The organism is Flavobacterium sp. 22659 (genome assembly GCF_052044235.1).
GTDB lineage: Bacteria > Bacteroidota > Bacteroidia > Flavobacteriales > Flavobacteriaceae > Flavobacterium > Flavobacterium johnsoniae.
The window spans coordinates 39,462-61,847 of record NZ_JBQEMU010000002.1; the positions used below are offsets into that span (position 1 = coordinate 39,462).

Genomic DNA, 22,386 nt, shown 5'->3' on the forward strand with positions numbered 1-22,386 from the left:
CTTTCTATATGGATTCTCTAGTGTGATTCCTCGTTCCTCGGAATGACAAGATTGCGTATTTCTTTATCAAATTTTACTTTCTAAAAGTCTTTTTAATGTAGATTGTAATTCTTCTCCGTGCAGATTTTTTGCAACGATTATTCCTTTAGAATCTACTAAATAGTTTCCCGGAATAGCTCTTACACCGTACAATTTGGCAACGGCACTGTTCCAGAAAAGTAAATCAGAAACATGTGTCCAGGTTAAATTATCGTCCTGAATTCCTTTAATCCAGTTTTCTTTCTTTTTATCTAATGAGATTCCCACAATATTGAATCCTTTGTCATGAAATTCTTTGTAAGCGGCTACGATATTTGGATTTTCTCTTCGGCATGGACCGCACCATGAAGCCCAAAAATCGACTAAAGTGTAACCTTTTAAATTATCATAGAGACGAACTGGCTTTCCGTTAGGATCATTGGCTGTAAAATCTGGGGCTTTTTTACCTACTGCTAATCCGTCTAAAACAACAGCCAGTTCTTTTAATTCTTTCACGTAAGTGGTATTTTGAAGACTTTTATCCAGCAGGGCAATATTTTGTGTAATCTGCTCAGGTGTTAATCTGTACGACCAATTTCTGTATAAGACATAAGCAGAAACAATAGATTTTGGATGTTCAGTTATAAATTTGCTGATTTCTGGATCTTTGCTCTTTTTATAGGTTTCGAATAAATCCTGAGAAGCTGAACCCTCAACGACAGAAGCAGTATAATATTTCTTCGGACTCAGCTTTACTGTAATTGGTTCTTTTTCAAGGAAAACATACAAAGGCGAACTTTCTGTGTTTACACTTAATCCGTATAATTCAGGCGTTTTTACTTTTGTTTTAAAACTAAAATTTCCGTCTTTTACTTTTACTGAATCTATTGTGGTAAACATTTTATTGTGAAATTTCTGTAAGTAAACGTATTGTGCAACGGTATCGACAACAGTTCCTTTTAATTGTAAATTACTTTCCTGAGCCTGAGTTTGAACAGCTCCAAGAAACAAAGCAAAACCTAATAGTATTTTTTTCATTTTATTTTTAGTTTTTAGATTAGACAAAAGGGTTTCAGGCCGATGAAAAAACCATCAGCAGATTGTATTTTAAAAAGAAGGTTTAAGAGAGAATTCGTGTTTTTACATTCGAAAAACGGCCAGACTATTTTCTTCTAAAATTATATTCAAAAGCTCATAACCGGCGTATAAAATTGATTCTGTTTTCATTTTAATAAATTTTAATGGATGAACTTATTCAGATTTTGAGGAAATCTTTCTTATCTGCCCGCTTATAGCGGAAGGATTTAGCACCTTATTCGGCAACAGGTTGCTAAGACTTCATTGGGCCTATTCCCTCAGTCTTTCTGGATAAGTATCATTATATAATTTTTCTGTGATACAAATATATACTAATTCTACCAAATTAGTCAAGTATAAAATAAGTTTTTTTCATTTTTATTAAAAAAGTGTTATTCAACAAAATATAAATCACTGTATTTAAACTAATTATACCAAAATATAAATTTAAAAGATGCATCAATTTTATAATGGAAATTCATACATCAATCCCAATATGATTGATTAGCTTGTTTTTATAAGACATAAAAAAAACTCATTTCGGTTATGAAATGAGTTTGTATTTAGAATTATGATTTTAATCCATCAAAATAAGCTGTAGTTTCTTCAATCAAAGCATTCATCAAAACAGAAGCTTTAGTATGTTTTAAAATTGGAGAAATCTGACCGCCCCAAAATAATATCATATCCCATTTTTGTTTATCAAGCGCTGCTTTTCGCAGTGGAGCAATAAAAGTAGTCTGTAATGGAAAAGGCAGAATATCTGATTCTTTTCCCATTATATCTTTAGCAAGCCGGCTTGTAATCCCGCGTCCGAGTCTTCCTGTGTAAGCGCGTGAAAGTGTGGTGTATTTTGCAGCATCAGAAAACAGCATTTCTCTGTGAATTGGCAGTGCATTAGATTCGTTTGTAGCTAAAAAAGCGGTTCCTATCTGGGCAGCACTTGCTCCTAAAGTTAAAGCTGCTGCAATTCCTTTTCCATCAGCAATGCCGCCGGCTGCAATTATGGGTGTTTTTATTTTTTCGCGCATTAACTGCAATAGAACAAAAGTTCCGGTTAAAGAAGCTTCAGATTTATCTAAAAAAGAAGGACGATGTCCGCCTGCTTCAAAACCAGAAGCAATAATCATATCAACGCCTTTGCTGTCCAGAAAAACAGCTTCATCGAGAGTTGTTGCTGCTCCAACCGTTACAATTCCTGATCTTCGGCATTGTTCTAAAACATCATCTGAGGGAACGCCAAACATAAAACTGAAAACTTTTGGCTTAACGTCTAAAATAACCTGCAGCTGATTTTCAAATCTAGATTGAAATGGAGCTGGTTTTTCCGGAAGTGCGATTCCAGCTTCATCATAATACGGTTTAAAAACGGCTTTTGTTTTCTCAAACTGTTCATCGGTTAAACCGCCTTCGGGAATATCATGGTCTGAAACCAAAAGATTGATATTATAGGGTTTATTTGTGGCTGCTTTTAACTGTTTATCAATGTCGAAAATTTCCTGCGGACTCATTGTATAAGCTCCATAACCGCCTAATCCGCCTGCATTAGAAACTGCAGCTGTTAATTCTACACTTGATAAATTGCCTCCAAAAGGGCCTTGTAAAATTGGATAATCAATTCCTAAAAGTTCTTTAGCTTTTGTATTGTACCACATTGCTTCAAGATTTAAATTATCTGCTGGTATCAGTCAGCATTTTGTTAACAATCAGCCATCGGCCGTTAATGTTATGGAAAGATAAAAAATCCCGATAATTAAAGTCATACATTTTAACATTTAATTCGGCTACAGCAATAGAATTTACAACGCTTATATGCAGAATTTCTCCTTTAAACGGCTTACCGGAATCCTTTGGACTTTGTCGGTTTTTAACACCATCCAGATACAAATCGACTGTTTTAAAATAAGGCTGTCCTTTTACATCCCCAAACAGGAATGTTCCGGGTTGAAAAACACTTCCTAAAAGTATTTCATCACCTTCATAAATACCTTTAAAATAATAATTTTCTATGGCATCTGTAATAGCCTGAATTTCTATTTGATTTTCCATTTTAATTGTATTTTGAGCTTTTATGCCCTGAAAATTCCAGAGCATAAAAGCAGTTAATAAAATCGTTTTCATTTAATTTAAATTGTGTCCTGCACCTTTTCCGCCGTCAACATTAATAATGGCTCCGGTAATAAAATTACTTTTGGCAACAGTGTAAACCATTTCAGAAACATCATCGGTCTCTCCTACTCTGTTTAATAAATGCAGTCCGGCACTCTGATCAGCATTGTCACCATGCATTGGCGTACGAATTACACCCGGAGCAACAGTATTGACACGAATATTTTGTTTTCCAAATTCGGCCGCTAACTGAATCGTCAAGGCATGAATTGCTCCTTTACTTGAAATAGGTGCCGAAGCGGGCCATCCGCCTAAACCATGATTTACCAATGGCGTTCCGATATTAATTACTACGCCTCCCTGCTGTTTAAGCATTTGCGGAATAACAGATTGAGTTGTGAAATAAGTTCCTTTTAAATTGGTTTTTAGAAAGGTATCTAAATACGCCTCGTCTACTTCTAAAAATGGTTTACTGGCAAAAATTCCGGCATTATTGATTAATACATCTACAGAACCAAATTTTTCTAAAGCAATTTTAACCAGTTGTTCTCCTGTTTTTTTATCGCTTACATCTCCGGCAAATTTTGCCAGATTATCGCCTGCACCAAATTCATTGAACGTTTTTTCTAATACACTTTCTGTTAACGAATTGATTACTACATTATCGCCTCTGTCTAAAAAATATTTAGCGATTCCTTTTCCAATTCCCGAAGCAGCTCCGGTAACGATTATAGTTTGTTTTTTCATGATGTTATTTTTTATCGGCTGTTATGCCTTTTTCTCTTAATACTGATACTTGTTCTCCTGCATAACCCCAATCGTCGAGTTCTATTTCCTGAATCACAACATGGGTTAAATGCGGATCTTTATTTAATACTTCTGTAATCAGATTGGTAATACCGCTGATTAATTCTTGTTTTTGCCCGCGTGTTACTCCTTCGCGGGTCAATTCGATTTTTACGTAAGGCATGATAATTAGTTTTTAGATTGTCCTGAAAAAACGGCTTCGGCTGTGATATTAAAATCAAGTTCAAAGTCGTTGTAGATTAAAGTGTCTCCCAAATCTTTGAAGAAATTTCCTGAACGAAATTTGATATCGTATTTTGTACGATCGATAATTAATTTCCCTGAAAGTGAAATACTATTACTGCTGTTTTTTATTTCAGCTTCAAAACCCACAAGATGTGTAATATCTTTTATGGTCAGGTTTCCTTCCAGGTAATAAACAGTGTTTGATATTTCTTTTACACTTAAAACATCAAAAGAAGCAGTTGGGAATTTTTCGATAGAGAAAAAATCATCTGAAGCCAAATGTCCAGCAAACTGAGCATTTGTTGCCGCATCTGTAACGTCCAGAATTTTGATAGAGGCTGTATCGATAACAATGTTTCCTCCTTTTATTTTTCCATCATTAAAGATGAAATTACCTTTTTTGATACCAATTGTACCATTATGAGCACCGGTAACTTTTCTGCCAGTCCATTCTACGCTGCTGTTTGAGCTTACGATATTAAAATTTATTGTTTCCATTTTTATTGTATTTAAAAGTACAATACAAAGGAACGGCGGTTATAGAAATGGGTTACGTGATGTAGATCACATTCGTTTTTTTAGGTTTAAAAGGTTCTAAGATACTAAGCTGCTAAGGTCCTAAGGTGCTGAGCTTTTAGATATAAAATTAAACATAGCCAGCGGTTTCAACCGCTGAAACGCAAAATATTTTAATAATCAAAAACCTCGTGGTTGAAACCACGGGCTATGTTTTACAACGCAAATTCAAATAGAATCTGCTCAAATCAACAAAATCTGCGTGAAAACAAATCTGCTTAAAGAATCATTTTAATCTGTGGAATCTGTGGCTAAAAAGCTAAGAATTATGAAGTCGGCTTAAAGTTTCTCTGGAAACTCCTAAATAAGAAGCAATTAAATGTTTTGGCACTAAATTGTACAATTGCGGATATAAAGCCAAAAGTTCTTCATAACGCGTTTTTACATTATTATTCATAAATGATAGAAGGCGTTTTTGAGAAGCAATATACCCTTTGTTGGTTCTCCAGCGAAAGAAATGTTCTATTTGATGAAATTCTGAACAGAGTTTTTCGCGATCGGCGCTGGATAAACACAGTACTTCGGCATCTGTAATACAGTCTACATTTATTTGTGCGGGAGTTTGGTTATAAAGTGCATTATAGTCAGATGTCCACCAGGTTGGCATAGCAAACTGAAGAATGTACATTTTGATTTCATCATTTATAAAAAAAGCTTTCAAACAGCCAGAAATCACAAAATATTCACAATCGACTTTATCGCCTTCGCTGATAATCGTTTGTCCTTTTTTAAAAGTCAAAGATTTGAAATGCGAAAAGAAATAATCAAATTCTTCTTGATTAAGCGAAGCTGTTTTAGTGATATGCTCTTGTAAAAGTGTTTTAGCCTGCATTTTAAATGGTGACTTTTTGATTTGAAAGTCATTTGTAAAGTTATAAAATCAAATGAACTTATCGATTGTCTATTTCGCATTTCAATTTGTCCGTTTCACCAAAATACCAATATGAAATCGACTGCCGTTGATGCAATTTTGTCCTGTTTAACAACTTAAAATTTAAAATCATGAATGCAAAAACAACAAAAATTATTTATTGGACAGGAATTATTTTAACTTCTTTATGGTTTGGTGCCAGCGGATTTTTTGAATTAACAACAAACAAATTAGTTTGGGAAATCACACAACTTTTAGGTTACCCTGCACATTTTATTTACATCCTGGGTGTTATGAAGGTTTCTGGAGTTATTACCTTATTAATTCCTAACAAATTATTACGATTAAAAGAATGGGTATTTGTGGGCGTATTTTTTGACATTATCTTCGCTTTCTTTTCAAAACTGGTTGTCTTAGGTTTCCCCGCAACTATTGATGCCATTATTGCCTTTGTAATGGTAAGTGTTACTTATATCATGTTTAGAAGATTATACAGCGTAACTTATACGGCTAGAGTTCCTGAGGAAAATTAAGATGTCTTATTTAATCTCACAATCCCGATAGTTATCCGGGAACAAAGTTTTATTTCACGCAGATTAAGCAGATTGGGCAGATTTTTAAAAATAGCTGCTCACATCTGCTTAAATCTTTTAAATCTGCTTGAAACAAAATACTTTTAACCTGAACTCAAAATTTTGGCTAAAGCCCCTCAAACAGACTTTAAGTAACCTCCAGCTAAAGCTGGAGGCAATTAAAACTAACAATTACTTTATGCACATTAATAATTATTTAAATGCATAAAAAATCTTTTTAATCCTTAAAAAAAACCTTTGTCCCTCTGCTCCTTTGCACCTTTGTAACTTAAAAACCCTGAGCTTTAAAACAAATTAAATTGAGCTTTTCAACAAAGCAACAACCTTCCTTCTCGACGTAAATTTGTAATGAACTTAAAAACACAATTACAATGAACAAAATATGGTTTATTACAGGAAGCTCTCGAGGATTAGGTCGTAATCTTACTGAGGCAGTTTTAGAAAGCGGTGACAAAGTTGCAGCAACTGCACGAGACATTAATCAGTTAAATGATTTAAAAGAAAAATTTCAGGATCAGATTCTGCCTTTAAAATTAGATGTAACTAATTATGATGAAGTGCATCAGGCAGTAAATAAAGCCGTTGAACATTTTGGAAGAATCGACGTTTTGGTTAACAATGCAGGATTCGGAATTATTGGTGCAGCAGAGGCTTATACAAGCGAACAGGTTCGCAGTCAGTTAGAAACTAATTTATATGCGCCAATTGAAATTACGCGTGCAGTTCTGCCTTATATGCGTAAACAAAAATCAGGGCGTATTTTACAAATCAGCTCTGTTGGCGGACGTGTTGGAAATCCGGGATTAACAATGTATCAGGCAGCGAAATTTGGTCTTGGAGGTTTTACAGAGGCTTTAGCCAAAGAAGTTGCACCGCTTGGAATTTTTGTAACGAGTGTTGAGCCAGGCGGTTTCCGCACTGATTGGGCTGGCGCATCAATGACATACGCTGAAGATATTGAAGGTTACGAGGCAGTAAAACAACGTACCGATTTCTTTAAAGCTGGAAATTTTGTTCCGGTTGGTGATCCTGAAAAAGCAGCAAAAGTTATGGTTGATCTCGCTTCGCACCCAAATCCGCCTGTGCATCTAGTGCTGGGAAGTGAGGCTATTGGAATCTTGCAAATCGCTGATCAAAACAGAACCGAAGAAATGGAAAAATGGATGAATGTAAGTTTGTCTACAGATCACGTAGATTCTGAAAGTTTTCTAGATTCTGCGCAAGCTAAATGGTTTAGCGGTAAAAAATAACAATTACAAAATGCAATATCAATGGCAATAACAATGAGATCATTATAACGCATAATTTTTTAAACACATAGAAACATAGCTTTCTTTGTCTATAAAGGCGTTTCACTTGTTTTGAACAAACATAGCTTAATATTTTTTCACGCAGATTTGGTAGATTTATGCAGATTAAATTTAAAAAAAATCTGCTGAATCTGCTTAAATCATTAAAATCTGCGTGAAATATTTTAAAGACAAAGCTATGTGTGAAAATCTAGATTTTTTAAACATCTTTTATTTAGAATATAATCTATGTTTCTATGTGTTTAAAATATTCTCCAACTTTAATTTTCATAATTTTGTGATATGAACGATTCAAAAATAAATCAGAAAAACTCGCCAATTGCTTATTCCTGTTATTACACACAGAACAGAGAAGGCGAACAGTTTGCTTCACAGCATGTTTTGAGTTTCCAAATTTCGGGAGTACTGACTCTTAATAACGGCAGTAAAGAATATGTTTTCAATCCTGGTGATTTTAGATTCATTAGAAGAAATCAGCTCATAAAATTCATCAAACAACCGGATCCTAATACAGCTTTTCAGTCTATTTCGATTTATCTCAATCAGGAAGCGCTTCGGGATTATTCTATTCAATACAATCAAAAAACGAGTTTAATTAAAAGCCCGGAAACAGAAATGGTTCTTCAGTTAAAAGAAGTGCCGTTATTAAAAAGCTTTATGAATTCGCTGATTCCGTACATAAACGAAGACAAATTAATTACCGAAGAACTTCAGGCTTTAAAAGTAAATGAAGCTATTACGATTTTACTGCAATGCAATCCGGAATTAAAAGATATTCTTTTTGATTTTAACGAACCCGGAAAAATTGATCTGGAAGCGTTTATGAAAAAGAATTTCCATTTTAACGTGCAGTTAGATCGTTTTGCGTATTTAACCGGAAGAAGTCTTGCAACTTTTAAAAGGGATTTTCAGCGTATTTTCGATATTTCGCCAAGCCGATGGCTCATCCAGAAAAGATTACAGGAAGCGTATTATCAAATTAAAGAAAAAGGAAAAACACCTTCTGAAGTTTATTTGGAAGTAGGTTTTGAAGATTTATCGCATTTTTCATTCGCTTTTAAGAAACAGTTTGGAATGCCTCCTTCTAAAGTTTGATTTTTATTTAACCGCAAAGTACGCAAAGGTTTACGCAATCCCGATAGCTATCGGGAGCAATTTTTTTTTAATCTCGCAAAGACGCGAAGTCGCAAAGTTTTTTTGCCACAGATTAGATTGATTTCCACAGATTTTTTTAAATCATTTTAATCCTAATAATCTGTGGCAAAAAAAAGATCGTAAAGCTATTATTCATATAGCTTTGCGACCTTTGCGTTTTTATAGAATTGCTGCTTTAAAAAACTTAGCGAGCTTTGCGGTTAAATCCTTACCTATCGATTCTCCAGCCAGCTTAAAAACGCCGTTGCTTTCTCTTTTCCAACTAATAATTTTTCTTCTGTTGGAATAGTAAGTTTTAGAATCAATTTTCTTGAGAAATAATGTTCTGCTTCTCTAATTGCCGAAAAGTTCACCAAATATTGTCTGTTGATTCTGAAAAACTGAATGGGAGATAACAGCTTATGGACCTCATCCAGAGATTGTGTAATTTGATATTCTGTTTTATCAAAAGTAACAATGGTTGGTGTTTCGTTTTTGATGTAGAAAAAAGCAATATTTTCTGTTTGTATGGTTTGGTATTTATTGTTTTTAAAAACCAAAAAACTGCTTTTACCTTTGTTTTCGCCTGTTCTCGTTAAAAGATAATCGAAATCAGGCATCATTTTTTTGTTTCTTTGGAAGAAATTTTTCAGTTCGCCTGCTTTTTTAATGGCTTGCGAAATACTTTCTCTTGAAAAAGGTTTTAAGACGTAATCGATTCCGTTTGATTTAAAAGCGTCGATTGCATAATCATCAAAAGCGGTGCAGAAAATAACCGGCGATAAAACCTCAACATTTTTGAAGATTTCAAAACTCAAACCATCAGCCAGCTGAATATCCATAAAAATTAAATCGGGCTGATCGTTTTCTAAAAGATAACTCACAGCACCGTCTATACTTTGAATATACGACAAAATCTGAGCATCGGGTCTGATACTCAAAATAAGCTGACCAAGCGCTTTGGCCGTTTTTACTTCATCTTCAATTATTATGATAGTCATAAATTAGTGGTATTTTAACTTTAAAATGGGTTTCGGTTTTGTCAATTTCAATTTCTTTGTTCACCAAATGAAGGAATCGCTGATTGATATTGTTCAGTCCAACGCCTGTTGACAAAGTGCCTCGTTTCAGCTGGATTGGGTTTTCGATTACCAGAAAATCATTTTCGGTATATAATTTAATTTTCAAAGGTTTATCAAGCGAAACGATATTGTGTTTTATACAATTTTCGATCAATAACTGTAGTGAAAAAGGCGGAATCGCACAATCGTACTGCTGGGCATCAATTTCTTTTATAACTTCAAATCCATCTTCAAAACGGGCTTTGAGCAGATATACATAAGAATCCAGAATCTGCAATTCTTCTTTTAACGGAATCAAATCCATTTTTCGGCTTTCGAGGGTAAATCGGTAAAAATCAGATAATTTCAGGATAAAATCAGAACTCTGAGGATCCTGCATATCGACCATTGATTTTAAAGTATTCAGACTGTTGAATAAAAAATGCGGATTGACCTGCTGTTTCAGAAGTTCATACTGCGCTCCCAGATGTACAGCTTTGGTACGTTCCAGTTCTACTCCCATTTGCTGGGTTTGATAATTTTGAAAAAGCAAATGCAGGAACATGTAGACAATTAAATTGATTAAAACCCCGCGGAGTTCAAACATAATAGGCGCATCCATTTTCGAAACCTGAAAAAGTTCCTGATGTGCGATTACGAGAATCACCATCAGCAAAATTCCCAGTACAACACTAAGCAAAAGTTTCCAGTTAAACAGACTTTTGTTCGTGCGCTGCGATGAGAATTTGGGTAAGCTGTAAATGTTGTAATACCATATAAAAAGAGAAAACAGCAATGTAATCGAAGAATTTATAATAAGGTCTCCAGGTGTAGAATCGGCATCAAATAATTTAGGTATCGAAGCCATAACTGCCAGCGCAATAGAACTTCCCCAAATAACTTTGAGCGAAACCTGAAAACGTTTTGCTTTTTCCATAATGATAGTGGTTTTGTTATTCTGTTAATCAAAGATAGGTTTATTTTGAAAAAACTTTTCACGCAGATTTAAAAAGTCAGCCCAGAGTATTGTCATTTCGACGAAGTATTTTTTTTAATCTCGCAAAGCCGCAGAGACGCAAAGTTTTATTCGCAAACTTTATGGAAATAGAATCAAAAAAATCTGCAAAATTTGGGTGAAAACACATAGAAACATAGATTAATTTCTTAATAATAAAGAACTAAAAGAAAATCTAGATTTTCACACATAGTTATGTGTATTTAAACAAATGAAATGCCTTTTATAGACAAAGAAAAGCTATGTCTCTATGTGTTTAAAAAAATTAAGCTCGTTTTACTTCTAAAATTGCTCCAGAATTCATATCCTGAATAAATCCAATAATTTCAAAATCCTGTATATTATAATTTTTAGGAAGATGAACCAATGCTGTTCCTTTTTTGGCTTTGTTCAAATCTACAGACTGCAGATTGCGAACGATTTGATAATGTGATAAAACCCTGTGTGCGTTCTCTCCTCTTTTTACATTGCTTTTGGCTTCTTTTTGAACAACCGCAATTAATAAACGACTGTTTTTTGAAGTGCTTTCGACATTATAGTTTACAGAAAGTGAATTCGCATTTTGACTGGCTTCTAAACTTAAATTTGTAGAAACTGGTTTAGAAAGTGCCGATTTAATTCCGTTTCGCAGACTGGTTTCCTGAGAACCAACATAATCTATTTTTCCATTAATAATTACCTGCGGTGTATAGATTGGATCTTTCTCCATGTATTTTGCATAATCGTATTGTCTTTTAGTGAAATCTGCATTGCTGAAAATGTCTTTCCAGCCTTGTTTATCCCAATAGTCAACGTGATAAGAAAGTACGTAAACATTTTTATCTTTTAATTCATTTTGAATTTTCCCCAATAATTCGTCTGCCGGCGGACAGCTCGAACAGCCTTCGGAAGTGTATAATTCTAAAAGGGCAAAACCTTTTTTATCCTGATTGCTTTGGCTGAAAATCGTATTTCCTGTTAAGAAAAACAGCATCGCAAAAGCACTTATTATTTTTATCTTTTTCATGATTTTTGAAATTATGAATTATAAGTTATGAATTATGAGTAAAATTTAAGTTTCAAAAAAAATCATAACTCATAATTCATAACTTATAACTCTTTAAAGAATATTAATCTCAACGTTTATATTTCCTCTTGTCGCTTTTGAGTACGGACAAGTATGATGTGCCTGAGAAGCTAAAGTTTCGGCAGTTTCAAGGTCAATTCCCGGAAGGCTGATGTTTAAACGAGCCTGCAGCGAATATTCTCCTTCTGTTACACATAAATCTACTTCTGCATCTACCGCAGTTTCTGCCGGAAGTCTAATGCCTAATTTAGAAGCTGCAATTCCTAAGGCTCCAATAAAACAAGCCGACCATCCTGCTGCAAATAACTGTTCCGGATTTGTTCCCGGACGCGATGATCCCGGTGCACTTAATTTGATATTCAATTGTTCGTCTGAACTTTGAGAAGCTCCTTCTCTACCGCCTGTTGTGTGTGTTTTTCCTGTGTATAATACTTGTGTGCTCATAATAATTTTAGATTTTAGATTGTTGATTTTAGATTATTTTAATTGATTTTTGAAATTGTCATTGACATTGAATTGATATTTATTTCATCCCATCTACTTCAATAATTGCTTGTGCAAATGATTTTGGATCTTCTTGTGGCACATTGTGTCCTATTCCTTTTAGGATTCTGTGGGCATATTTTCCGGTGAATTTATTAGCGTAGGCTTTTCCATCTGCGAAAGCACCGTCAAAATCACTTCCTATTGTAATGGTTGGTACTTTAATTTCTGGTCTTGCTGCAAGACGTTTTTCTAAAGCATCGTATTTAGATTCTCCTGCTTCCAGAGATTGTCTCCATCTGTAATTGTGAATTACGATTGATACATGATCCGGATTGTTAAATGACTGTGCTGTTTGGTCGTAAGTCGCTTTGTCAAAATTCCATAATGGAGAAGCAATCTGCCAGATTTGTTTGTTGAATTCATATGTATTTTGGCTGTAGCCTAGTTTTCCTCTTTCGGTTGCAAAGTAGTATTGGTACCACCATCCAAGTTCTGCTTTTGGAGGCAATGGTTTTAGGTTTGCTTCAAGGTTTACAACCAAATAACCGCTTACCGAAACCAGACCTTTTACACGTTCCGGCCAAAGTGCCGCCATAACAACAGCTGTTCTAGCTCCCCAATCGAATCCGCCAACTACGGCTTTATCGATTTTTAAAGCATCCATAAAAGCAATAATATCTGCTGCTAATGCTGCCTGCTGTCCGTTTCTGAAAGTGTCTTTAGAAAGAAAAGTTGTGGTTCCTGAACCTCTTAAATAAGGTGTAAATACATGATATCCTTTTGAAACTAAAATTGGCACTACTTCATTGTAACTGTGAATATCATAAGGCCAGCCGTGAAGCAGGATTACCGGAGTTCCGTTAGATGGGCCGGCTTCGGTATATCCTACATTTAATAATCCGGCATTAATTTGTTTTAAAATTCCAAGTGAACCTTGTTGTTTTTCTGTCTGTGCAATTGCTGCTGCGTTTACTAAAAGAAAGGCAATTAAAAGAACTGCGTTTATAATACTGTTTTTGATTTTAAATATCGTTTTCATAATTTTTAATATTTTGATTAGTTGATTATCAGTTAATTTCTTCGTCAAAGGTATCTTGCCAATCCTCGTTTTAAAAGGAGAAAAAAGCCGAAGTGGACAAAGTAAAAGGTGAAATGGACAGTTGTTTGGTTATGAGTTTTGAATTATGAGTTATGAGTAGTTTAACCGCAAAGGACGCTAGGGTTTACGCAAGGTTCGCAAAGTTTTTTCGCATAGCTTTGCGATCTTTGCGTTTTTATAGAATCCAATAAGCTAAAAATCTTTGCGCTCTTTGCGGTTAAAATATCCGCAATCCAACCTGAAACCTAAAACTACTTTTTCATAACCAAAACCGGTTTTCCTTTTTCTACTATATATGTTGCCAGTTCTGATGCTTTTAAGTTTGTATTATTTTTAGCTGAGTGAATTACTCCAGCCGGAATAAAAAGTACTTCTCCCGCTATTAAGGTTATGGGCGCCTGACCTTCGACTTCATATTCAAGTGAACCTTCTAATACATAAATGATTTCTTCTCCCGGATGTGAATGTTTTCCGAAAGCGGTATGTCCGTCAAAATCAATTTTGGCCTGAACGGTTTCTCTTCCCGGAATGCTTAAATCGTGTTTTTGTAAATCAGTGCGTTTTATTCCGGTTTGTGCTGCGATTTGATTCGGGATTAAAAAAGCGATTATTCCTAAAATGATAATGGCGATTATTACCCATGTTTTTTGTTTTTTAGTTTCCATAACTTTTGATTTAAATTATTTTGTTGTTGTTAATTTCTGTGTCAAAAGTAGAACGGTAACCCTTCTTACGAAATGAGAAAACAGTCCAAACGGACAAACTTTAGGCTGAAACGGACAGTCTTGGAGTTAGGAGTTTTGAACTATGAGTTTTTGAATGCTGGTGATTTAACCGCAATCCCGATAGCTATCGGGAGTTAAGATATTTTTTAAGCTAAACGTAGTATAAACAAAAAGATCGCAAAGCTATGTAAGTAATAACTTTGCGATCTTTATTTGTGTTTTTACCTCTCCGACAGCAATTAGGATAAAAGGATTTTTTCACGCAGATTTCACAGATTTGAGCAGATTATTTTTGAATAAAAAATCAATTAAAATCTGCTCAAATCTGCAGAATCTGCGTGAGACAAAAAAACTTTGCGGCTTCGCTCCCAATAAGCTATCGACATTGCGGTTAAATCTTAATTCACAATTAATAATTCACAATTCACCATTAAGCTAACACCATTCCGCCGTCCATAATAAAATCTGCTCCGGTAATGAATTTTGCTGCATCACTGCTTACATACGAAACCATTTTGGCAACGTCTTCAGCTTTACCCATTTGTTTTAGCGGCACTTTTTCTACCACCATATCCATAATACCATTTACAGTAGCTTCGTCTAAACCTACTTTCTTCATAACCTCCGTTTGAGTTGGTCCCGGACTAACAGAATTCACTCTGATTTTTCTAGGCGCTAATTCTAAAGCTGCTGATTTCATAACTGAATTCAAAGCAGTCTTACTTGCAGAATAAACCGAAGATCCCGGTCCAGGCATACTCGCAGTATTTGAAGAAAGAAAAACGACCGAAGCACCATCATTCAAAATTGGAATAAATCGGCTTAATGTGAAATACGCTCCTTTAAAATTCACATTCATAATACTGTCGAATTGTTCTTCAGATGCTTGTTCGATATTACCTAATCCGGCAATTCCGGCATTGATGAAAAGAATATCTACTTTACCAAAATCCTGTTTAACTTTTAAAGCCAGACTTTCAATATCAGAAATACTCGATTGATCTGCTGTTATTGCCGTAACGCCTAATTCCAGTGCTGCTTTTTCGATTGCTTCTTTTCTTCTTCCGGTAATAATAACTTGCGCTCCCTCTTCTTTTAACAGTTTTGCTGTAGAATATCCTATACCGCTGTTTCCGCCTGTTATTACGGCTGTTTTATCTTTTAAATTGTCCATTTTTGTATGTTTTAAATTAACGGGACAAAGTTAAATTGCAAAAGCTATTGCTTTTTTAACGGTATCATTGAGTATACTGGAAAGCCGATTTTAACATTTAAATATTGCCAAAAATCAATTTCAGGCAAAACAGAAAAATTAGTGTTAAATATTCAAATCAATTTTGCAATTATTTGGTTAAAATTCTCCGATATATTCATATTTCTAGTCGTTTTTTCTTAATTTACTTTTAAAACTTCATTAAACAGCTGTTAAATCTTAGTCAGAATTCATTGTAAATACTGTAAGAAAATGTATATTTGAGTAATTACTGAATTTATATTATCGTGCAGGAAAAAACAAAATCACATCATTTTATATTCCCAAAGACTCCAACGGGAGTTGACGGACTAGACGAGATTACAGAAGGTGGTTTCCCAAAAGGACGTCCTACTTTAATCTGCGGTGGTGCCGGCTGTGGAAAAACACTAATGTCAATGCAGTTCCTTATTAAAGGAATTACAGATCATAATGAAAACGGAGTTTTCATGTCCTTTGAAGAACCTTCGGATGACCTTACTTTAAATGTAAAATCTCTTGGCTTTGACCTTGAACAGCTTAAAAAAGATAAAAAACTCGTAGTAGATCATGTTCGCGTAGAAAGATCAGAAATTGAAGAAGCGGGAGAATACGATCTAGACGGTTTATTTATACGATTAGGTCATGCGATCGATTCTATAAAAGCAACCCGTGTTGTTCTGGATACAATCGAATCTTTATTTGCAGGTCTTGACAATCAGGCAATTTTAAGAGCCGAATTACGAAGATTATTTCATTGGCTTAAAACAAAAGGCGTTACAGCGGTTATTACAGGCGAACGCGGCGAAGCAACCTTAACCCGTCAGGGATTAGAAGAATACGTTTCTGACTGTGTTATTGTTCTCGATCATCGTGTTATAGAGCAGGTTTCGACCAGAAGACTCCGCATTGTAAAATACAGAGGTTCTACACACGGAACAAACGAATATCCATTTTTAATTGATGAAGAAGGTATTTCGGTACTTCCTATTACATCATTAAAACTCGATAACGAAGTTTCATCTGATATTATTTCTACAGGAGTTCCCGGATTAAACGAAATGTTTAACAGCGGCGGATTCTATCGCGGAAGCAACATTTTAATATCAGGAACTGCCGGAACAGCAAAAACAACCGTTGCCTGCTATTTTGCCAACGAACAATGCGAAAAGAACGAAAAAACGATTTATTTCGCTTTCGAAGAATCACCGCATCAATTGGTTCGCAACATGAAATCAATTGGTATTGATCTCGATAAACACATCAAAAAAGGCATTTTGCAAATACACTCTTCACGTCCGTCGTTAAACGGTCTTGAACTGCATTTGCTTACCCTTCGAAAAATGATTAAGGAATTTGCACCAACCACTATTATTATTGATCCTATTAGTAATCTTATTTCGGTAGGAAGCGAACACGAAGTTCGTTCTATGCTCGTAAGGTTAATTGATATGCTCAAAGCCAATAATATTACGGCGATGTTTACGTCTTTAAATAAACAAACGGACAATTTCAGACCAGATTTGGCCGAAGAATCTGTATCGTCACTAGTCGATACCTGGATTACGGTTCGTGATATGGAAGGCGTTGGCGAAAGAAACCGCGGCATTTTTATTATCAAAGCCAGAGGAATGGGACATTCTAACCAGGTAAGAGAATTTGTGATCACCAATAAAGGAATTGAATTACTCGATGTAGAATTAGGTCCGCAGGGAATCCTGACCGGAGCAGCCAGAAAATCACATCAGTTTAAGAAAACCATTTCTGATATTAAGCTGCAAAATGAAATAAGCCGAAAAGACAGAGAAATTGAACGCAAACGCAAAGTTCTTGAAGCCAATATTGAAGCGTTGAGAACCGAATTTGAATCGGCAGAAGAAGAACTGAGTATCCTTAAAGCAACAGAAGAATTGCAGGAAAAACTGTCTTCTAAGAAAAAAGAAAATTAAAATGAAAAAAGAAGTAGCCGAATGGCAATTATTGCTTTATATAGCAGGCCAAACGCCAAAATCGATCAAGGCGCTTGAAAACATAAAAAAGTACGCCGAAGAACACTTAAAAGGAAAATACAGCATCGAGATTATCGATTTGCTGAAGAATCCGCAATTGGCAGAAGGCGATCAAATTTTGGCTGTACCAACTTTGGTGAGAAAATTTCCTGAGCCAATACGTAAAATCATTGGTGACCTTTCTAATGAGGAAAGAGTTCTTGTAGGTCTTAATATTAAACCTATAAACACCTAATTATGGAAGATTCATCTGATGGCACAAGTACAACCAAACATAAATTCATGCTTTTTGTTTCAGGTATGTCTGTTAAATCAGGACATGCAATCGAAAATTTACGCAAAATCTGCGACACTTATCTAAGCGATAATTACGAATTAGAAATAATAGATATAAGCCGTGACAAGGAACAAGCCGTGATTCATCAAATTGTGGCAATCCCAACATTAATTAAAGTTTATCCAGAACCCAGAAGAATTATTCTAGGCGATCTGTCAGATAAAGAAAAGGTTTTATATATACTAAATATAGGCACATAGTTGAAAAGCAAAGAAATAAATATAGAATCATTACTCGCTGAAATAGAATCATTAAAGGAAGAACTTTATGAATCTAACAGCATCGTCAATGCCATAAAACAAGGAGATGTAGATGCTTTGGTAGTCAACAACAATGGAGTTCCGGAACTTTATTCTCTGGAAACGGCAGATTATACGTACCGTCTTTTAATAGAAAAATTCCGCCAGGGTGCGCTTAGTATTTCGCGCAACGGACTCATATTGTATTGCAACGACTATTTTTCAGAACTGGTCGGCATTCCTTCAGAGCAGATTATCGGGACGTATTTAAACGAATATTTTGATAATCCCACGCAGTTTGTACAGATTATTCAGGCACTTCGATACGGAATCACCACACACGAAATCCTTTTTAAATCCAATAACGAAAAAAAAACTTTTCCGGCTTATATCGCCTTAACTGATCTCGAACCTGCTGTAGAAGCCATTGGAATCGTCATTACCGATTTAACCGAAAAGAAAAAACACGAAGAAGCCCTCATTCGACATCAGCAGGAATTAGAAGAAAAAATCAAAGAACTAAACCGAATCAATACCAATCTCGAAGAGTTTATTCATGTAATCTCACACGATTTAAAAGAACCGCTTCGGAAAATTGTAATGCACAATGACAGAATCGACGGAAGTTACCTTTCTGAAACCGATGCCAAATCAATGAACGTTCTAAAATCATCGGCCTTGCGGTTAAATTCACTGGTTGATGATTTGGTGCAGTATTCGTCGCACACTGCTCAGGAAGAACGAACTGAAATTAATCTCGCTTCGATAATTGCCGAAGTCATCGAAGATCTCGAAATTATTATTACCGATAAAAAAGCCGATATTCGAATAGGAAAACTTCCCGCCATAAAAGCCTCAAAAGTTCAAATCCGCCAGCTTTTTGGCAACCTTATCACCAATGCCATAAAATACAGCAAAGAAACCGTTGCGCCGCTTATAGAAATTTATCAGGCCGAAAATTTAAATGTTGAAATGCCAAATCAAAATGCTAAATTTGTAAAGATTCAAATTAAAGACAACGGAATTGGCATGGAGTCGAGCCATCTTCTTAAAATCTTTACCATTTTTCAGCGCCTTCATGCCCGAAACGAATATTCAGGAAACGGTATAGGCCTTGCGATTTGTAAAAAGATTATGGAAAACCACTCCGGAAACATTACCGTTGAAAGTACATTGAATGAAGGAACGACATTTAATCTTTACTTCCCAATTTTATAAAATGCCACAAAAAAACAACCTGCATATCATAATTGCCGAAGATGACAATGATGACGCTGATGTAATCTTCGAAACATTCAATCAAAACCCAAATTTTGGCAAAGTAAGCCTTGTAGCCAATGGTGAAGAACTGCTCAATTACCTAAAAAACGCATCAAACGAAAGCCCAGACGTAATCCTGACCGACATTAACATGCCTATTGTTGACGGCATAGAAGCCTTACAGCAAATTTTAAACAACTCAGACTTAAAAAACATTCCCTGCTTTGTATATTCTACAAGTATAAATCCCTCATACAAAGAAAAATGCGACGTTCTGGGCGTAAAAGCCTATCTTATTAAACCTTATTCTTTTGAGGCTTTTGCCGAAATTCCAAAAACCATTTTGAGTATAATACAAGCCTAGGTTTTCATTTCCATTTCATATCTTCGTATTTGATTTTTAAGGAGCTGATTCCTGCTTTTCACTATATCTTTTGTGGTGAACCCCACCACAAAAGGATGTCGTTACAATCAGGGCTAGAACACTCATTTTCATAAGAGAATTTTCTGGAAATTTGATTTAGAAACAAAAAACTAAAAAGAAATATTTTTCTTACAATTAAAACATTTTTTGATATCTTTACAGTCCTAATAGTTAAGATATGATATCAGAAAAAAAGTTTGCCCGTGTGGTATGGTGGCGGTATTGGAAACAACTGCAACGCTCTCTTAACAGCGTAGGACACCTAAGTCACGCGGGTTTCATTTCCATAAAGTTAAGATTATGAGTACCAAAACCCTTTCTAAAGAAACCGAAATCAGGCTTACCAATTTCTTTAATCAAAACATAACGCCAGAACAAATGGCAAAAGCCCTAAGGCAGGTAAATTTTGTTCTTTCGTTAAGTTTAATAAGAGAAAACGAAACCCTGCAACAAGAAATACCCAAACTCGAAAACAGCTTTTACTGGCTCAATGAACTAGCCGAAATTTTAAATCCTTATCTGGATGTAGAATAAAATTATACTGCATTTCAAATTAAAACCCTTGATCTTAAAAAGATTGAGGGTTTTGTTTTTTTGTCAAAAACCGTCTTTTTGATTAAATCTTCCCAAAGCTGAAAACTAAAAAAAAGCTTATTCTGATACTTTTATGCCGTTTAGGGGTATATTTTGTAATTCACTTCCCTATAATTTTATAGCCAATACTGCATAACAAATTCTTCGAATACCTATTTCGTAGAAAATCCAACTACAAATATTACGAAATATTCTAATTCTTTTCTTCAAAAGAATCTGGAATAACAATCTATTGTATCAAATCAAAAAATAAATAATGAGCTTTTTAGCAAAACTACAAATTGACGGAGAAGAATTTAATGTGCTTGATTTTAATATAAAATTCTGGCAGAAAATTGACGGATTAAATAAACCCGTTGGAAACGCCAAAGGAGGCACAATAAAAATAAGTATCGAGGCCAGCCAAAGCACCAGTTTTTTATCCTGGATGTTAAGCGGTGATTTAACCAAAAACGGCAAAATTATTTTTTTTAGAAGAGATGCCATGAGCAAAATGAGGGAATTAACTTTTGATAAAGCCTACTGCATTTCTTATAACGAAGAATTTAAAAGTACAACCCAAACCCCAATGCTTATTTCAATGGAATTAACGGCTAAGCAACTGGTTTTTGGAGATGCCGACTTTTCTAAAAAATGGATTTCACTTAACTAAATCAAACTTATTTTTATACACCAAACCATGTCACATTTTTCAGAACAAGTACAAATTACGATAGAAGGTTTTTCTCAAAATGTTATTTATTACAATCTTCAACTGTCTCAAAAAATGGCCGATCATCACCATTTTTCTTTCTTTTGGCAGTATACCGGAAAACCTATTATAGAACCTCAGGATCAAGAAAAAGCATTTAGTAATTATATAGGCAGTGAAGTAATTTTTACCTTCAAAGTAAATGGCATCAGGCTCATGTCTAAAGGAAGAATTACAAAATTAGGTTCTCTAGACGAAGACGGCAGCCCGGCCGGACTTCAGGTTTCGGGAATCAGTCATACCATAACGCTTGACGATATGCCAAAATCACGAATATTCCTTGAAAAAAATCTACAGCAAATTGGACTCGAAATTTTTGCCGAAGAAAGTTCTGGAGAATTTTATCAGCGTGAATCTATTGTTCCTACTTATACAAAAGAATTTAAATTTAAAACCCAGTATAACGAAACCAATTTTGATTTCCTTAAACGTCTTTCTCAACGTTATGCACAATGGTTTTATTTTGACGGAATGCGCATGCAGTTCGGAAAAATTAAAAATACCAATATCAGGCTTCTAAACGAATCCTCGCTTCATAACTTTAGTATCGAAGCCAATTTGGTTTCGCAAAAAACTTCATTCAGCGGTTACGACTACGCTACTGCGTCTAATTTAAAAAACGGTGCCGAAAAAACCTCACAAGGAAGCAGGGACAGGTTTGCTTCTATTGCCAATTTTAAACAACCATATATTGTTCGTCCGGGATTAGAAAACGGTGCTTATACCAACAATGCTCAAAACAAACAAGATATTGAAGAAATGGTAAAAATGCAGACCGCAGGGCACGATGCCAACAGCATATTTTACAGCGGTACCTCCTACCTGCCTATAGGTTTAGGCCAGACTTTTACCATAGAAAACAAAACCGTAGAACACCATTTACTGGCAATTGAAGTTGTACACCGTTCTGAGGTAAACGGAAATTACACCTGCGAATTCAAAGCAATTCCTGCCGATGTTGCAGCGCCGCATTATACTGATGTAAATGCATTTGCTGCTGCCGAAAGTCAGTCGGCTAAAGTAATTGATAACAATGACCCCGAAAAACTCGGACGTGTAAAAGTACAGTACAATTGGTATACTTATGCTTCTAAAAGCGAATGGATGCGTGTTGCACAATCGTACGGAGGTTCAGGAAAAGGAAATTATTTCAGACCCGAAATTGGCGAAGAAGTTCAGGTAAGTTTTGAAGGCAGTAATACCGACTGCCCGTACGTATCTGCCTGTTTCTATAACGGAATGGAAAAACCAGATTTTTTTGATCCCAAAAATTTAATTAAAGGCTTAAAAATGAAATTTGGGCAAATGCTCAAATTCGTTGAAAAATCAGGAATCTGGCTTTCTGACCCAAGCGGAAATGAAATTCATC

At 35.1% G+C, this 22,386-nt stretch carries 25 protein-coding genes and 1 riboswitch; of the genes, 11 read left to right on the forward strand and 14 right to left on the reverse strand.

The window, feature by feature from the left end; translation table 11 throughout:
- Nucleotides 1-66: 66 nt before the first annotated feature.
- The 7 genes from ACTJIW_RS02390 to ACTJIW_RS02420 form a co-directional block, all read right to left on the reverse strand.
- Nucleotides 67-1,056 carry a redoxin domain-containing protein gene (locus ACTJIW_RS02390; RefSeq protein WP_440715598.1) on the reverse strand — a complete coding sequence of 330 codons (990 nt, stop codon included), beginning with the start codon at nt 1,054-1,056 and terminating at the stop codon, nt 67-69.
- 236 nt (nt 1,057-1,292) lie between these two features.
- Nucleotides 1,293-1,393: riboswitch (SAM riboswitch) on the reverse strand.
- A 271-nt stretch (nt 1,394-1,664) separates the two neighbouring features.
- The gene (locus tag ACTJIW_RS02395; RefSeq protein WP_440715597.1) at nt 1,665-2,750 is read right to left on the reverse strand and encodes an NAD(P)H-dependent flavin oxidoreductase; all 1,086 of its coding nucleotides are present in this window, start codon (nt 2,748-2,750) and stop codon (nt 1,665-1,667) included.
- Nucleotides 2,751-2,766: 16 nt separating this feature from the next.
- A complete protein-coding gene (locus ACTJIW_RS02400) occupies nt 2,767-3,216 on the reverse strand; it encodes a nuclear transport factor 2 family protein (RefSeq protein ID WP_440715596.1) in 450 nt (149 codons plus the stop codon).
- On the reverse strand, nt 3,217-3,951 hold the full coding sequence (locus ACTJIW_RS02405; protein ID WP_440715595.1) for an SDR family NAD(P)-dependent oxidoreductase: 735 nt from the start codon (nt 3,949-3,951) through the stop codon (nt 3,217-3,219). It lies immediately after the preceding gene.
- Nucleotides 3,952-3,955: 4 nt separating this feature from the next.
- Nucleotides 3,956-4,174 carry a tautomerase family protein gene (locus tag ACTJIW_RS02410; protein ID WP_012025971.1) on the reverse strand — a complete coding sequence of 73 codons (219 nt, stop codon included), beginning with the start codon at nt 4,172-4,174 and terminating at the stop codon, nt 3,956-3,958.
- Nucleotides 4,175-4,179: 5 nt separating this feature from the next.
- Nucleotides 4,180-4,734 carry a YceI family protein gene (locus tag ACTJIW_RS02415; protein WP_440715594.1) on the reverse strand — a complete coding sequence of 185 codons (555 nt, stop codon included), beginning with the start codon at nt 4,732-4,734 and terminating at the stop codon, nt 4,180-4,182.
- A 337-nt stretch (nt 4,735-5,071) separates the two neighbouring features.
- Nucleotides 5,072-5,644 (reverse strand): Crp/Fnr family transcriptional regulator, encoded by a 573-nt coding sequence (locus ACTJIW_RS02420; protein ID WP_440715593.1) that lies wholly within the window; start codon nt 5,642-5,644, stop codon nt 5,072-5,074.
- 170 nt (nt 5,645-5,814) lie between these two features.
- Between ACTJIW_RS02420 and ACTJIW_RS02425 the strand changes: the two genes are divergently transcribed.
- The 3 genes from ACTJIW_RS02425 (at nt 5,815) to ACTJIW_RS02435 (ending at nt 8,681) form a co-directional block, all read left to right on the forward strand.
- Complete coding sequence (locus tag ACTJIW_RS02425; RefSeq protein ID WP_440715592.1) at nt 5,815-6,216, forward strand: DoxX family protein; 402 nt, start codon at nt 5,815-5,817, stop codon at nt 6,214-6,216.
- A gap of 431 nt (nt 6,217-6,647) precedes the next feature.
- Complete coding sequence (locus ACTJIW_RS02430; protein WP_440715591.1) at nt 6,648-7,526, forward strand: oxidoreductase; 879 nt, start codon at nt 6,648-6,650, stop codon at nt 7,524-7,526.
- A 342-nt stretch (nt 7,527-7,868) separates the two neighbouring features.
- A complete protein-coding gene (locus ACTJIW_RS02435) occupies nt 7,869-8,681 on the forward strand; it encodes a helix-turn-helix domain-containing protein (RefSeq protein ID WP_440715590.1) in 813 nt (270 codons plus the stop codon).
- A 272-nt stretch (nt 8,682-8,953) separates the two neighbouring features.
- Here ACTJIW_RS02435 and ACTJIW_RS02440 read toward each other — a convergent pair whose 3' ends face one another.
- From ACTJIW_RS02440 to ACTJIW_RS02470, 7 genes are all read right to left on the reverse strand, one after another.
- Nucleotides 8,954-9,721 carry a LytR/AlgR family response regulator transcription factor gene (locus ACTJIW_RS02440; RefSeq protein ID WP_057123285.1) on the reverse strand — a complete coding sequence of 256 codons (768 nt, stop codon included), beginning with the start codon at nt 9,719-9,721 and terminating at the stop codon, nt 8,954-8,956.
- Nucleotides 9,702-10,718, reverse strand: a complete 1,017-nt coding sequence (locus tag ACTJIW_RS02445) for a sensor histidine kinase (protein WP_012025978.1) — start codon at nt 10,716-10,718, stop codon at nt 9,702-9,704. Before ACTJIW_RS02445 ends, ACTJIW_RS02440 begins: the two co-directional genes overlap by 20 nt.
- A 343-nt stretch (nt 10,719-11,061) precedes the next feature.
- Nucleotides 11,062-11,802, reverse strand: coding sequence for a DUF1223 domain-containing protein (locus ACTJIW_RS02450; protein WP_440715589.1), 741 nt, complete (start codon nt 11,800-11,802; stop codon nt 11,062-11,064).
- Nucleotides 11,803-11,895: 93 nt separating this feature from the next.
- Nucleotides 11,896-12,306 carry an organic hydroperoxide resistance protein gene (locus ACTJIW_RS02455; protein ID WP_440715588.1) on the reverse strand — a complete coding sequence of 137 codons (411 nt, stop codon included), beginning with the start codon at nt 12,304-12,306 and terminating at the stop codon, nt 11,896-11,898.
- 79 nt (nt 12,307-12,385) lie between these two features.
- The gene (locus ACTJIW_RS02460; RefSeq protein WP_440715587.1) at nt 12,386-13,387 is read right to left on the reverse strand and encodes an alpha/beta fold hydrolase; all 1,002 of its coding nucleotides are present in this window, start codon (nt 13,385-13,387) and stop codon (nt 12,386-12,388) included.
- 311 nt (nt 13,388-13,698) lie between these two features.
- Nucleotides 13,699-14,112, reverse strand: coding sequence for a cupin domain-containing protein (locus ACTJIW_RS02465; protein WP_440715586.1), 414 nt, complete (start codon nt 14,110-14,112; stop codon nt 13,699-13,701).
- A gap of 490 nt (nt 14,113-14,602) precedes the next feature.
- The gene (locus tag ACTJIW_RS02470) at nt 14,603-15,346 is read right to left on the reverse strand and encodes an SDR family oxidoreductase (protein WP_440715585.1); all 744 of its coding nucleotides are present in this window, start codon (nt 15,344-15,346) and stop codon (nt 14,603-14,605) included.
- A 326-nt stretch (nt 15,347-15,672) separates the two neighbouring features.
- On the opposite strand from ACTJIW_RS02470, the gene kaiC reads away from it, so the two are divergent.
- The 8 genes from kaiC to ACTJIW_RS02510 all read left to right on the forward strand — a co-directional run.
- The gene (gene kaiC / locus ACTJIW_RS02475) at nt 15,673-17,352 is read left to right on the forward strand and encodes a circadian clock protein KaiC (protein WP_012025984.1); all 1,680 of its coding nucleotides are present in this window, start codon (nt 15,673-15,675) and stop codon (nt 17,350-17,352) included.
- Nucleotide 17,353: 1 nt separating this feature from the next.
- Nucleotides 17,354-17,647 (forward strand): circadian clock KaiB family protein, encoded by a 294-nt coding sequence (locus ACTJIW_RS02480; RefSeq protein ID WP_012025985.1) that lies wholly within the window; start codon nt 17,354-17,356, stop codon nt 17,645-17,647.
- 2 nt (nt 17,648-17,649) lie between these two features.
- Nucleotides 17,650-17,949: a circadian clock KaiB family protein gene (locus ACTJIW_RS02485; RefSeq protein WP_121360923.1), complete on the forward strand. Its 300-nt coding sequence runs from the start codon at nt 17,650-17,652 to the stop codon at nt 17,947-17,949.
- Complete coding sequence (locus ACTJIW_RS02490) at nt 17,950-19,206, forward strand: ATP-binding protein (RefSeq protein WP_121360922.1); 1,257 nt, start codon at nt 17,950-17,952, stop codon at nt 19,204-19,206.
- Between the two features lies 1 nt (nt 19,207).
- On the forward strand, nt 19,208-19,612 hold the full coding sequence (locus ACTJIW_RS02495) for a response regulator (protein WP_440715584.1): 405 nt from the start codon (nt 19,208-19,210) through the stop codon (nt 19,610-19,612).
- 360 nt (nt 19,613-19,972) lie between these two features.
- A complete protein-coding gene (locus ACTJIW_RS02500) occupies nt 19,973-20,206 on the forward strand; it encodes a hypothetical protein (protein ID WP_149206958.1) in 234 nt (77 codons plus the stop codon).
- A 316-nt stretch (nt 20,207-20,522) separates the two neighbouring features.
- Complete coding sequence (tssD, locus tag ACTJIW_RS02505; protein WP_012025990.1) at nt 20,523-20,918, forward strand: type VI secretion system tube protein TssD; 396 nt, start codon at nt 20,523-20,525, stop codon at nt 20,916-20,918.
- Nucleotides 20,919-20,945: 27 nt separating this feature from the next.
- A partial coding sequence (locus ACTJIW_RS02510; protein ID WP_440718433.1) for a phage baseplate assembly protein V occupies nt 20,946-22,386 on the forward strand: 1,441 nt, incomplete at its 3' end.